This is a genomic window from Bifidobacterium longum subsp. longum JCM 1217, from assembly GCF_000196555.1.
Lineage (GTDB): Bacteria > Actinomycetota > Actinomycetes > Actinomycetales > Bifidobacteriaceae > Bifidobacterium > Bifidobacterium longum.
The window spans coordinates 1,279,346-1,292,728 of sequence record NC_015067.1 but is presented as its reverse complement, the minus strand read 5'-3'; the positions used below and the strand labels follow the sequence as shown (position 1 = coordinate 1,292,728).

The window sequence follows — 13,383 nt, the reverse complement described above, 5'->3', positions numbered from 1 at the left end:
TGTCGGCTAGCATGGGAACAGACATCAAGGAGGGGATATGGCCAATCATCGTTGCGCTGTACTCGGCAAACCCGTCGCACACTCATTGTCACCCGTGCTCCACAACGCGGCCTACCGTTCGCTGAAACTCGACGATTGGCTGTACGACAAGCACGAGGTGGGGGAAGACGACCTCGACGCTTTCCTCAAAGGCCTTGACTCGACGTGGGCTGGCCTGAGCCTGACCATGCCGTTGAAGAAGACCATCCAACCGTACGGTGTTCCGGAAAATTTGTGGGCCAAGGAACTGAAGGTGGCGAATACCGCGGTATTCGACTGGAGCGTGGCTGCCGATGATCCCGCTTGGCCGAACGGCAAGCCGGGCATCAAGCTATACAACACCGATGTCATCGGCATCCAACTCGCCTTCGACCATGCCAATCGCGAACTCGGCGAACACCACACCGCGTCGAGAAGCGGCACCGCGCTGATCATCGGCAATGGCAACACCGCCACTTCGGCGTTGGCCGCATGCTGCATGATGCCCGAAATCGGCCATATCGTCGTCGCCGCCCGCCACCCCGGAAAAAACACCGGGCTTAAACCAGTGGCCGAAAAGTTCGTCAACGTGCATAACCCGTACAACGAAATCGAATTAGGCGACGATCAGGCCCTGCTCGAGGCAGCCCGCAACGCCACCTATGTCATCAACACGATTCCCGGACACGCGGCCGACAACGTCGCGGATGCCCTCGCCGATGCCGGAACCGAGCCATTCTCCGGACTGCTGTTGGACGTGATCTACGATCCACGCCCCACCAAGCTCATGGAAGCCTGGCGCGCTCATGGCGGTCACGCCATCGGCGGCGAAGAAATGCTGCTGTACCAAGCTCTCGTACAGGTATTGCTGATGACCGGTATCTGGGATGACGACCCGCCCAGCGATGCCGACCAGCGTCTGCAGGACACCACCACCGAAGACGACCAGCTGGAGATCGCGATGCGCAAAGCTCTTGAGGAGGCGCTGTAATGAATCAACAGACAACGAACCGCGATACCGGCGAGGCGGCCGCCACGAATGCGCCGGCGAATTCCGCGACATCCACATCGACTCCGGACAACCAGCCGACCCCGCTTGATGCCTTCGAAGTGCTGCTCATCACCGGTATGTCCGGCGCAGGCCGCTCTCATGCCGCTGACTGCGTGGAAGACATGGGATGGTATGTGGTCGACAACCTGCCTCCCAAACTGCTTATCCCGCTTGTCGACATGATGACCACCTCCGGTTCCGGATCGGAGTCAGGCGTCCACAAGCTTGCCGCCGTCATCGACGTGCGCTCCAGCTATTTCGACGAGCTGGCCGCCGTGCTCGGCCATCTGGATGATCTCGGCGTCAAAACCCGTATTCTGTTCCTCGACGCCAGCAACGAAGTGCTCATCAAGCGCTACGAATCCGTGCGCCGCCCGCACCCGCTGCAGCACGGCAACCGACTGGTCGACGGCATCCTTGAGGAACGTCACCTGCTGGAAGACCTCAAGGAACGAGCCGACTGGGTCATCGACACCAGCTCCCTGAGCATCCACCAGCTGTCCACCAAACTCTACGAGGCGATGCTCGGCTCCGGCCCCACCACCGTGGCAGTACACATCTTCAGCTTCGGCTTCAAATACGGTATGCCCATCGACGCCGATTTCGTGGCCGACGTGCGTTTTCTGCCCAACCCGTTCTGGGTGCCCAGCCTGCGCGAGCTTACCGGGCACGACAAGCCGGTCGCCGACTACGTGCTTTCCAGCAAGGGAGCCAAGGAATTTCTCGACGCTTATGAGAAAGCTATCGAGATTGCGTTGGAAGGATACGCCCAGGAAGACAAGCACTACGTAACCATCGCCGTCGGCTGCACCGGTGGTCAGCACCGGTCGGTGGCGATGAGCGAAGAGCTGGCTCGCCGCTTACGCGCACATGGGCTCAACGTAACCGTTTCCGCGAGAGAACAGCACAAGCGTCACTCATCGTAAGCAGGCGTCGAGCGGTCATCGGGCAAGCGTTCGGTGACCACACTGCGAGAAAGCAGAGCCCATAATACGTATCAAACGGGTTCGCTTGTCCACCAGATTAGGTATCACAGAAAGCCGATGGCTTCCGACCGTGTGACAGCAGATAACGGCACGAAGCGCCTGAAGCATTGAGAAGAACGGGACTGTAGGAGGTAGATCTTGGCTCTTCTGGACGATGTCAAAAGCGAGTTGGCAGCCTTTGAAGGCGATTCGCCAGCCGCGATCAAGGCCCAAGCTGCGGCCATGATCCGTTTTGGCGGCGGTCTTCGACCGGTACAGAATACATACGTTATCCAAGCCGTATTCACCTCGCTTGACGTTGCAGAATGGCTGAAGAACACGTTGAGGAACACGTTCGGGCACGAAGCCGAGGTCAATCACCTCACACGTCAGACCCCGAACGGCCCTGTCGAGACCTATGTGGTGCTCGTCACCCGCAACGTAGTGGCCTTGGCTTTGCAGACCGGACTGGTCGACCGCCGCAAGCAGCAGGTCCGTGGACTGCCGTCTGAAGTGGTCAACGGATCCATCGCCCAAATCAAAGCGGCATGGCGCGGCGCCTTCATGGCCCGTGGCTTCCTGTCCGATCCCGGTAAGGCCAGCTTCCTGGAAATCGCTTGCCCCACGGAAGAGGCCGCCATGGCCCTGTGTGGCGTGGCCCGTCGTCTAGGCATCCAGGCCAAGCATCGCACGCTGCGTAGCTCCGAGCGCGTGACACTCAAGGATCCCGACGCCATCGAACGCATGCTCAAGCTCATGGGCGCCACCCGTTCGGCCCGCGAATGGACCGGCAAGCGCTCCGACGGCGAGGCCCGCGGCAAGGCCAACCGTCTGGCCAACTTCGATGACGCCAATATGCGCCGTTCCGCCAAGGCCGCCGCCGAAGCCAGCGAAAAAGTGCAGCATGCTTTCGAAGTACTCGGCGATAACATTCCGGACAACCTCCGTCAGGCCGGCCAGCTGCGCATCGATCACGTGGACAAGAGCCTCGAGGAGCTCGGCAAGATCGCCGAACCGCAAATCACCAAGGATGCGATTGCCGGCCGAATTCGCCGACTGCTTCAACTTGCCGAGAAGACGGAGAAGGCTCGCGCAGCCGAAGGCAAGTAACCCGACAATCCGATTTGCCGTGCCTATTCGGCAAAACGCGACAACGATGTGACAAAACACCGCATTCAGTCAGTAGACGAATGCGGTGTTTTGTTCCGGAATGCCTGTAATATGCAAAGTGGCAAAATTGGCCACTTTGACGTGCGATTCGTCAAGGAAAGGATATTCATGAAGACACTCAAGGACCTTGGAGATCTCAAGGGCAAGCGCGTTCTGGTTCGCGCTGATTTCAATGTTCCGCTGGACGGCACCACCATCACCGATGACGGTCGAATCAAGGCTGCTCTGCCGACCATCAAGACCCTGCGCGAAGAAGGCGCCAAGGTCATCCTCATGGCCCACCTTGGCCGCCCGAAAGGCAAGGTCGTTCCTGAGCTGAGCCTGGCCCCGGTTGCCGCCCGCCTCGGCGAGCTGCTCGGCACCAACGTGCCGCTGGCCAAGGACACCTACGGCGAGGACGCTCAGGCCAAGGTCGCCGCCATGAACGATGGCGACGTTGTGCTGCTTGAGAACGTTCGTTTCAACCCGGAGGAGACCTCTAAGGACGCCGACGAACGCGCCGCTTACGCCAAGAAGATCGCCGCCCTCGGCGAGGCCTTCGTTTCCGATGGCTTCGGCGTGGTCCACCGCGCTCAGGGCTCCAACTACGACGTTGCCGCCGATCTGTCGGCCGCCGCAGGCCTGCTGGTCGAGAAGGAAGTCAAGGCCCTGTCCAAGGCCACCGAGAACCCGGAGCGTCCGTTCACCGTGGTGCTCGGCGGTTCCAAGGTCTCCGACAAGCTCGGCGTCATCGAGAACCTGCTCGACAAGGCCAACCGTCTGGTCATCGGCGGCGGCATGGTGTTCACCTTCCTCAAGGCCAAGGGCTACGAGGTCGGCACCTCCCTGCTTGAAGAGGACCAGCTTGAGAAGGTCAAGGGCTACATCGAGACCGCCGAGAAGAACGGCGTTGAGCTCGTGCTGCCGACCGACGTCGTCGTGAACGCCGGCTTCCCGGCCGGTGACACCCCGGTTGCTCCGGAAGTCGTTGCCGCCGACGCCATCCCGGCCGACAAGATGGGTCTGGACATCGGCCCGGAGTCCCAGAAGCTCTTCCACGACAAGATCGTCGACTCCAAGACCGTCGTGTGGAACGGCCCGATGGGCGTGTTCGAGGTTCCTGAGTTCGCCGCCGGCACCAAGGCCGTGGCCCAGGGTCTGGTCGACGCCACCGCAGCCGGTGCGTTCACCATCGTCGGTGGCGGCGACTCCGCCTCCGCCGTGCGCAACCTCGGCTTCCCGGAGGACGGCTTCTCCCACATCTCCACCGGTGGTGGCGCTTCCCTCGAGTTCCTCGAAGGCAAGGAGCTCCCTGGCCTGAAGGTGCTTGAGTAATCCATTTTCTAGCTCCCCTCCTTGAGGGGAGCTACGTTTTTTAGAAGGGAAACATATGGCGTCCAAACGCATTCCGTTGGTGGCCGGCAACTGGAAGATGAATTTCGACCATCTTGAAGCCACTTACTTCGTGCAGAAGCTGGTATGGCTGTTGCGTGACGCTCACTTCGACTTTAAACGCTGCGAAGTCGCGCTTTTCCCCTCGTTCACGTCATTGCGCAGCGTGCAGGTGCTGGTCGAAGCCGACAAGCTCCATGTCGCCTACGGCGCACAATCCGTTTCCGTGACCACCCAAGGTGCCTTCACCGGCGATGTGTCCGCGGACATGATCGCCCATCTCGGCTGCTCATACGTCATCGTCGGCCACTCCGAACGCCGCAAATACCATCCTGAAGATGACGCCAATATCGTCGATCAGGTACGTGCCGTGCTCGCCGCCGGCATGCAGCCGATTTTGTGCGTCGGCGAAAGCTTCGAGGAACGACGTCAAGGCATTGAACTCGATTTCGCCGTGGGCCAGGTACGAGACGTCACCCGCGATCTCAACGAAGAACAAGCCGCCAAACTCATCGTGGCCTACGAACCTGTCTGGGCCATTGGCACCGGCATGGTGGCCACTCCGCAATCCGCCCAGGATGCCGCAAACGCCATCCGCAACGATTTGAAGACCACTTTTGGCACGAAGGTATCCGATAGCATACGTATCCTGTACGGCGGATCGGTCACCTCGAAAAATGCGGCGGAACTCATTTCCCAGCCCGACGTTGACGGCTTCCTGATCGGAGGGGCGGCCCTGGACGTTGAGGAACTCGCCAAAATCGCTCGACTGGCACTGAAATCCACGAAATCACGGAACTAATACCACGGTTTTCCCGTGTGTGCGCTATGCTGGTCAACAGTCCAATCAATCCGGAGGTACCCTGTGACCGCTCTTAAGATCACGCTGCAAGTCATCGTCGTGCTGCTCAGCTTCGTGCTGACCCTGCTCATCCTTATGCACAAGGGCAAGGGCGGCGGTTTGTCCGACATGTTCGGCGGCGGTCTGACCCAGAACGCCGGTACTTCCGGTGTCGCCGAAAAGAACCTGAACCGTTGGACCGTTATCATCGCTCTGGTGTGGGTGGCCTTGATTATCGGCCTCGACATGATGACCAAGTTCAACCTCGGCTGATCGGCTTGCACGCCATATAGACTTGTCGCTCGCGACCCATGACCGTTACCGTCGGTCATGGGTCGTATGCGTTCTATCGAGTATTACGAAAGGACATCACCATGGTCACTATGAACCGCAACAAAGTCGTTATCGTCGGCACCGGCCAGGTCGGTGCCACCGCCGCCTTCGGCATCGTCACGCACGGCCTGTGCAATGAGCTTGTGCTCATCGACTGTTCCGCCGCCAAGGCCCTGGGGGAGGCCCGCGACCTCGATGATGGCAGCGAATTCCAGGACCGCCACGTCAAGGTGCGCGCCGGCGACTACGCCGACTGCAAGGATGCGGACATCGTCGTCATCACCGTGGGCCGCAAGCCGCCGGCCAACTCCAACCGCATGGCCGAACTCGGCTTCACCGTGGGTCTTGTGGGCGAAGTGGTCGACAACGTCATGGCCTCCGGTTTTGACGGCGTGATCGTCATGGTCTCCAACCCGGTCGACGTGATGGCTTGGTATGCCTGGAAACGTTCCGGTCTGCCTCGCACCCAGGTGCTCGGTACCGGCACCGCGCTCGACACCTCGCGTCTCAAGACCATCATCGGCGAAGAGACCGGCCTCGACCCGCGCAACGTGGGCGGCTTCGTGATGGGCGAGCACGGCGACTCCCAGTTCACCGCATGGTCCACCGTCTCGCTCGGCGGCAAGCCATTCGCCCGCTTCCTGGCCGACAACCAAGACCGTTTCGCCTCTGTGTCCACCACCGAAATCGAAGAGAAGACCCGCACCCGTGGCAATGAGATCGTCGCGGCCAAGGGCGGCACCAACTTCGGCATCGCCTCCACCGTGGCCGGCATCGTACAGACCATCCTGTGGGACGAACGCCGCATCGTGCCCGTCTCCACCCTGTTGGACGGCGAATACGGCGAACATGACGTGTTCCTCGGCGTCCCCACTGAACTGCGCGCCAATGGTGCCAACGAGATCGTCGAACTCGATCTGAGCGAGGACGAGCGGGCCAAACTGCACCATTCCGCCGAACTCGTGCGTGAACACTGCGAGGGGCTGCTGTGATTCTCGACGCCATCACGCCGAAACAACCCCGACTGCTGGTCGCCGACCTCGACGGCACGTTGCTGCACGACGCCGAGGTATTCGAGGACCGGTTCATCACCCAGCGCAGCATCGACACCATCAACCGCGCGCACGATGCCGGAATGCAATTCGCCATCGCCACCGCGCGGCCGGTGAGTACCGGTCTCCAGTTCGCCGAAAAACTGCCGGTGGACGCCGTAATCTATCTGAACGGCGCCCTCATCGATTTCGACCCGGCCCACTCCGACTTCGACCTGCTCACCTCAGGTGCCACGCCGGCCGATGAGAACCATTTGATCAAGATTGGCTTCTCCTCACGGCGTGCCTGCGAAGTCTGTCTGTTCCTGCTCGATCGCATGCCCGGCCTGAAGCTCGGCATCGTGATGAACGACGTGCGCTACACCAACTTCGATGTGCGCGTGTATTGGAAAACTCAGGCCTTCCAATACACGAACTTCCACGACGTGCCCGAAGGCGTGGCGGACAAGATCACCATCTTCCCCGAGCCTGAACAGTGGAACGAGCTGCGTGCGCTGATTCCGCCGGACTTCGACATCTCCATCAGCGAAGGCGTGATGTGGATGCTCATGAACCCGCAGGCCAACAAGGAGCACGCGCTGCACCTGCTGTGCGAGCGACTGGACGTGCCGCTTGAACAGACAGCCGCCTTCGGCGACGACCTCATCGATATCAACATGATGAGCGAATCCGGCCGGGGCGTGGCCGTGGCCAACGCGAACCCCAAGGTGTTGTCCATCGCCGACGAGATCTGCCCGTCCAACAACGAGGACGGCGTCGCCCAATGGATTGAAGCGCAGTTGGGCTGAACCGGTCGAGACTCGAGAACACGCCAAAATTGAACTTGTGTTGAACCGGGGGTATGCTTTGAACCGTTGTTCAAAAGATAAATTGAACTCCCGGTTGGAGGCATAAGGATATGAGCGTATCGGTGTTTGCGGAACGTCTGCGCAATGCGATGAACAGCAGGGGACTGAAGCAGGTCGATTTGGTGCACGCCGCCGAACATCGTGGTGTAAAGATGGGCAAGAGCCACATCAGCCAATACGTGGCCGGCAAGACCATGCCCCGCGAGGACGTGCTCGAATTCCTGGCCAGCGAACTGGACGTCGACATGAACTGGCTGCGCGGAGAGGAATCCACCACGCAATTGAACTCGGACGCCTCCAACAGCGTCACGGACGGCGAACACGCCGCCACACCGCTTGCCACGGGTGCCTCCAAGCCCCAGACGGACAGCGAGATTCCCGTGGGCCGCCGCCGCACCTTCGGCAAATCGCACAAGCTCGACAACGTGCTCTACGACGTGCGCGGCCCGGTCGCCGACGAGGCGATGCGCATGGAGGCCAACGGCACCCACATCCTGAAATTGAACATCGGCAACCCGGCACCCTTCGGCTTCCGCACGCCGGACGAAGTCGTCTACGACATGGCCCACCAGCTCACCGACACCGAAGGCTACTCGCCGTCCAAGGGCCTGTTCTCCGCGCGCAAGGCCATCATGCAGTACGCGCAGCTGAAGAACATCCCGAACGTCACCATCGACGACATCTACACCGGCAACGGCGTCAGCGAGCTCATCAACCTGTCCATGTCCGCGCTACTCGACACCGGCGACGAAGTGCTCGTGCCATCCCCGGACTACCCGCTGTGGACCGCCTGCGTGAACCTGGCCGGCGGCACCGCCGTGCACTACCTGTGCGACGAACAGTCCGAATGGTATCCGGACATCGACGACATCCGCTCCAAGATCACCAGCAACACCAAGGCGATTGTCATCATCAACCCGAACAACCCCACCGGCGCACTTTACCCAAAGGAAGTGCTCCAGCAGATCGTCGACATCGCGCGCGAACACCAGCTCATCATCTTCTCCGACGAAATCTACGATCGCCTCGTCATGGACGGCCTGCAGCACATCTCCATCGCCTCGATGGCCCCGGACCTGTTCTGCGTGACCTTCTCCGGCCTGTCGAAATCGCACATGATCGCCGGCTACCGCATCGGCTGGATGATCCTGTCCGGCAACAAGCGCATTGCCAAGGACTACATCGAGGGCCTCAACATGCTCGCCAACATGCGCATGTGTTCGAACGTGCCCGCCCAGTCCGTGGTGCAGACCGCGCTCGGCGGCCACCAGAGCGTCAACGACTACATCGTGCCGGGCGGCCGCGTGCACGACCAGCGCGACCTCGTCTACGACATGCTCAACCAGATCCCCGGCATCACCGCCGTCAAGCCGAAGGCCGCGTTCTACATCTTCCCGAAGATCGACGTCAAACGCTTCAACATCCACTCGGACGAGCAGTTCGCGCTCGACCTGCTGCATGACAAGCACATCCTCATCAGCCACGGCGGCGCGTTCAACTGGCATCGCCCCGACCACTTCCGCGTGGTGTACCTGCCGCGCATGGGCATGCTGCGCGAAACCATGGGGGAGATCTCCGACTTCTTCAGCTACTACTGGCAGAGCTGATCCTTGGCGCAAACGAACACGCTCGATTGTTTCGTGATATAAAGGAGATCTTATGCCGGTGGTGTCGCGTCGTGCGCAGGAAGCGCTGTATCCCAGCGATCGCGCGAACTGCGGCATGGTGGTCCGCGCTATGCCAAGGTGAAGGCGATGACGAAGGCCGTGGCGGACAGTGCGGTTGCCAGGAGCAGATAGCACACGGCGGCTGAATTTCGAGAGCCATCGGCATTGGCAGCGTTACCGCCGTTATTTGCGTTGCGTGCAGCCAACGTGATGGCCGTAATCGCCGAAAGCAGGGAGAACAATGGCAGCACGCACAACACGACGGTCAGCAGTCCCAAAGCTTCATGGCCGATGCAATAAGCGACAAGACCTGCATTGTCAGTTGCCGATAGCGCTGGGCAGAAATCGGTGTGTCTACCAGTGTTGTAGCTGTAGGTAAAGAACGTGATACCTGACCAGAACAGGGCAACGGGAACAGAGCAATTGCGTATGGCGGATGCGTTGATGCTGATGGTGTGGAACAGGTCGTGCAAGGAGGTAGCCCGTATACCACTGCGTTCTGGCGTGATTCGATTACTGTTGTTTTGCGAGTCGATGGTAAGAGAGGCGTATTGCACCAGCGCATATGCCGCAAGTCCAAGTCCGCAAGCGATGGTTGCGCCGCCGCTGAAGTTGACCTCGTCGGATACTGAATATTCGGTGACGAATACCGGCATCACGCCAATCTGCCATACGAACAACAGTCGCGCGATTCGTATCCAACCGTTGCTCAGATATGAGGTGACTATGGCGTGCACCAGCCACGTCACCGCATACATCGCCCACAACGTTACAATCTTGGTATTCGCACTCAACACCAATATGATTGCAACAGCCACTGCCGCAATAAGAACACTAAACACCGAACAGAGCCGATGGCGCGAAAAGCCCTGTACTCCCGCAACAGTCAGACAGAGAATCGCGACAACACTCAGCGCAGTCACCGTCATAAACCACAGTGGTGAGGTGACGCAGGCTCCATAATCGTCAGTTGCTTGGCCCGAGAGATAGTAGGTCATTCTGCCAATCGCCGGACAATTCGGATGCAACATCATGCCGCCCCAAATGCGCTCATATAATGGCGCGAACGATACACCGGCACCACTGAGCGTCGCAACAACCGCCATCACCATGGCCGGAATCAGCCCAAGCTCGCGATTCCGGCCGGTTTCCGCTACCTGTCTATCACTGGTGTCCATGACTCGCCCCACCTTATGCTGTTATCGCCGTCGTCGATGATGCCAGTATAACTATGGCAGATGGGCGGAGACCAGCGGCATACAGGAATTCTGTATGCCGCTTTATAGGAGGGATACTGCGGCAGCCGCCATCACCGACCGACCGCCAGACTCCGGCACAGACCGGGAAAACTACCGTCGCGGAGCATCGGCGATACCAATGGCAACACCGAGGATAGCCGGGACCACCCAGCCGAGCTGGTATTGCTGCAAAGGCAGCATAGCCAGCGCCGCGTCCAGCCAGCCGATGGAACCGCCGAAGACGGCGACCAAACTGGAGATGCAGGTGGCGAAGGATGCGATGCCCACCAGCAGCACAGTCCAGAAATAGACGCGCGGGAATCGCGCGCCGAGCGACTTGTGGGTCAGCGTCAGCAGTACCAGCACGATGGCGATCGGATACAGTGCGGACAACACCGGCACGGAAACCTTGATGATCGCGCTCAGCCCGGCATTGGACACGATGAAACTGAACACGGTGAAGATGACCTGCCAGGTGCGGTAGCTCAACGTTCGGCCGGCGACGGTCCGGAACCGAGTATGGAAGTAGGTGGCGCAGGTGCCGATCAGTCCGGTGCATACGTTGAGGCAGGCGATGACGAACACGACGCCAAGGAACGCGGTACCGAACGTGCCGAACAGGGAGGAGGTGAGGTTGGTGAGCACGGTCGCGCCCGTGTCTTTGGTGGGGTCGATGGTGGCGATGGCTCCGGACACCACGCCCACGTAGCTTAGCGCGCCGTAGATCACGATCAGCAGTACGCCGGTGCCGAGCCCGGCATACGCGGTCTCCTTCTGCACTTGCGATTCGTCATCGACTTGTTGGGCGCGGATATTCGCGGAGATCACGATGCCGAAGTAGAGCGCGGCGAGCAGGTCCATGGTCTGGTAGCCGTCGAGGAAGCCGCGTGCGATCTGGTTTGTGGAGTAGTCGCCCATCGGGTTGGCCGGGATGCCGATGCCGTGGATCAGGCAGGCGATGAACAGGACAGCAATGAGCACCAGCAGCAACGGCCCCATGAATCGGCCGAGCACTTTGGAGAGTTTCTCGGGATGCTGGGCGAACAGGAACGCCAGTGTGAAGAACACGAGCGAGTAGATGAGTTGGGCCAGCCAGCCATAGGAGGACGGTACGAAAGGAGCCACCATCATTTCGAATGAGGTGGTCGCCGTACGTGGAATCGCAAAGCACGGGCCGATGGTGAGCATGATCGCCACGCCGAGGAACAAGGCGAATTTGGGGGAGACCCGGCTGGCGAGTTTGTCGAAACCGCCGGCGAAGGTGACCGCCAGCACGCCGAGAATCGGCAGGCCGACTGCGGAGACGATGAAACCGATGGCCGCCGGTATGGTCGCGGAACCGGCCTGAGCGCCGACGAACGGCGGAAAAATCAGATTGCCCGCTCCGAAGAACATCGAAAAGAAGGTGAAGGTCATCACCAACCGCTGGCGTGCGACAAGTTTGTTCATTACGGTTCGGCCTTTCTCTCATATGCTCGTACCACTGTAGCAACAAACGAAAGAAGCCCCGACCGGTTGGGGTCGGGGCTTCTGTGATCTAATCAACTAGTGCGCTAAACACGCATCAGTCGTCAAATCTCAGGCGTTCACGCGGTCGATGCCGGACTGGACGTCAGCCAGCACGGAATCCCAGGACTTGATGAAGGCAGCGACACCGTCGGCCTCCAGCTTGTCGGTGACGTCCTTGAGGTTGATGCCGAGCTCAGCCAGCTTGTTGATGATGGCGTGGGACTCTTCGTAGGTGCCCTCGATGGACGGAGCGCCGTTGCCGTGGTCGGCCAGAGCGTTCAGGGTCTTCTCCGGCATGGTGTTGACGATGTGCTTGGCAACGAGCTCGTCAACGTACTTGCAGTCGGAGTAGGCGGCGTTCTTGGTGCCGGTGGAAGCCCACAGCGGACGCTGAACCTTGGCGCCCTTGGCAGCCAGGTCGGCCCAACGCGGATCCTCGGCGAACTTCTTCTCGAAGAGTTCGTAAGCCAGGCGAGCGTTGGCCACAGCGGCCTTGCCCTCCAGAGCCTTGGCCTCGTCGGAGCCGTTGGCTTCCAGCAGCTTGTCGACAGCGCTGTCCACGCGGGACACGAAGAAGGAAGCGACGGAGCCGATGTGCTTCAGGTCGTGGCCGTTGGCGGCAGCCTGAGCGATGCCCTCGATGTAAGCGTCGATGACCTGCTCGTAGCGCTCGAGCGAGAAGATCAGGGTGACGTTGACGGAGATACCCTTGGCCAGGGTGGCGGTGATGGCCGGCAGGCCTTCGAGGGTTGCCGGAATCTTGATCATGGCGTTCGGACGGTTGACCTTCTCCCAGAGTTCCACAGCCTGCTTGGCGGTGTTCTCGGTGTCGTGGGCCAGACGCGGGTCGACCTCGATGGAGACGCGGCCGTCGACGAAGTCGGTAGCCTCAGCGATCTCGCGGAAGATGTCGGTGGCGTTGCGCACGTCGGTGGTGGTGAGCTCGCGGACAGCGGTCTCAACGTCAACCTTGCCGAGCTCCTTGAGCTGAGCGTCGTACGGGCCGACCTGGCTCAGGGCCTTCTGGAAGATGGACGGGTTGGTGGTAACGCCGACGACGTTCTTGTTGGCGATGAGGTCCTGCAGGGAGCCGGACTCGATGCGGGAGCGGGACAGGTCGTCCAGCCAGATGGAAACGCCGTTGTCAGACGTACGCTGAGTTGCTTCAGTCATTTATTTTCTCCTTGGATTCAAGCCCTAGGCTCCCCTCTCCTGGGAGAGGGGAGCTGTCCGCAACGCGGACTGAGGGGAGTGGGCTCAAGCATTGCTCCCCTCAGTCAAGCTTTCGCCTGACAGCTCCCCTCAGGGAGGGGAGCCAAC

At 60.4% G+C, this 13,383-nt stretch carries 12 protein-coding genes; 9 read left to right on the top strand and 3 right to left on the bottom strand.

Annotated features, from left to right (window positions below):
* The first annotated feature begins 37 nt into the window (after window positions 1-37).
* The 9 genes from BLLJ_RS05720 (at window position 38) to BLLJ_RS05680 (ending at window position 9,256) form a co-directional block, all read left to right on the top strand.
* Entirely contained in the window at window positions 38-1,009 is a 972-nt protein-coding gene (locus BLLJ_RS05720; RefSeq protein WP_007056051.1) for a shikimate dehydrogenase family protein, read from the top strand.
* The gene (gene rapZ, locus BLLJ_RS05715; protein WP_013582769.1) at window positions 1,009-1,995 is read left to right on the top strand and encodes an RNase adapter RapZ; all 987 of its coding nucleotides are present in this window, start codon (window positions 1,009-1,011) and stop codon (window positions 1,993-1,995) included. The genes BLLJ_RS05720 and rapZ overlap by 1 nt, the downstream gene beginning before the upstream one ends.
* A gap of 198 nt (window positions 1,996-2,193) precedes the next feature.
* Complete coding sequence (gene whiA, locus BLLJ_RS05710; protein ID WP_007052782.1) at window positions 2,194-3,144, top strand: DNA-binding protein WhiA; 951 nt, start codon at window positions 2,194-2,196, stop codon at window positions 3,142-3,144.
* A 168-nt stretch (window positions 3,145-3,312) separates the two neighbouring features.
* Window positions 3,313-4,518 (top strand): phosphoglycerate kinase, encoded by a 1,206-nt coding sequence (locus BLLJ_RS05705; RefSeq protein ID WP_007056049.1) that lies wholly within the window; start codon window positions 3,313-3,315, stop codon window positions 4,516-4,518.
* 55 nt (window positions 4,519-4,573) lie between these two features.
* Window positions 4,574-5,377 carry a triose-phosphate isomerase gene (gene tpiA, locus BLLJ_RS05700; RefSeq protein ID WP_013582768.1) on the top strand — a complete coding sequence of 268 codons (804 nt, stop codon included), beginning with the start codon at window positions 4,574-4,576 and terminating at the stop codon, window positions 5,375-5,377.
* A 63-nt stretch (window positions 5,378-5,440) separates the two neighbouring features.
* The gene (secG, locus tag BLLJ_RS05695; RefSeq protein ID WP_003829342.1) at window positions 5,441-5,689 is read left to right on the top strand and encodes a preprotein translocase subunit SecG; all 249 of its coding nucleotides are present in this window, start codon (window positions 5,441-5,443) and stop codon (window positions 5,687-5,689) included.
* A gap of 101 nt (window positions 5,690-5,790) precedes the next feature.
* Window positions 5,791-6,741 (top strand): L-lactate dehydrogenase, encoded by a 951-nt coding sequence (locus BLLJ_RS05690; protein WP_007056108.1) that lies wholly within the window; start codon window positions 5,791-5,793, stop codon window positions 6,739-6,741.
* Window positions 6,738-7,589, top strand: a complete 852-nt coding sequence (locus BLLJ_RS05685) for an HAD family hydrolase (protein WP_007054292.1) — start codon at window positions 6,738-6,740, stop codon at window positions 7,587-7,589. The genes BLLJ_RS05690 and BLLJ_RS05685 overlap by 4 nt, the downstream gene beginning before the upstream one ends.
* A 110-nt stretch (window positions 7,590-7,699) precedes the next feature.
* Window positions 7,700-9,256 (top strand): aminotransferase class I/II-fold pyridoxal phosphate-dependent enzyme, encoded by a 1,557-nt coding sequence (locus tag BLLJ_RS05680; RefSeq protein WP_007054291.1) that lies wholly within the window; start codon window positions 7,700-7,702, stop codon window positions 9,254-9,256.
* Window positions 9,257-9,384: 128 nt separating this feature from the next.
* Here BLLJ_RS05680 and BLLJ_RS05675 read toward each other — a convergent pair whose 3' ends face one another.
* The 3 genes from BLLJ_RS05675 to tal form a co-directional block, all read right to left on the bottom strand.
* Complete coding sequence (locus tag BLLJ_RS05675) at window positions 9,385-10,494, bottom strand: hypothetical protein (protein ID WP_007054290.1); 1,110 nt, start codon at window positions 10,492-10,494, stop codon at window positions 9,385-9,387.
* 171 nt (window positions 10,495-10,665) lie between these two features.
* Window positions 10,666-12,003: a branched-chain amino acid transport system II carrier protein gene (brnQ, locus tag BLLJ_RS05670; RefSeq protein ID WP_013582767.1), complete on the bottom strand. Its 1,338-nt coding sequence runs from the start codon at window positions 12,001-12,003 to the stop codon at window positions 10,666-10,668.
* A gap of 129 nt (window positions 12,004-12,132) precedes the next feature.
* Window positions 12,133-13,236 carry a transaldolase gene (gene tal / locus BLLJ_RS05665; protein ID WP_013582766.1) on the bottom strand — a complete coding sequence of 368 codons (1,104 nt, stop codon included), beginning with the start codon at window positions 13,234-13,236 and terminating at the stop codon, window positions 12,133-12,135.
* Between the last annotated feature and the right edge of the window lie 147 nt (window positions 13,237-13,383).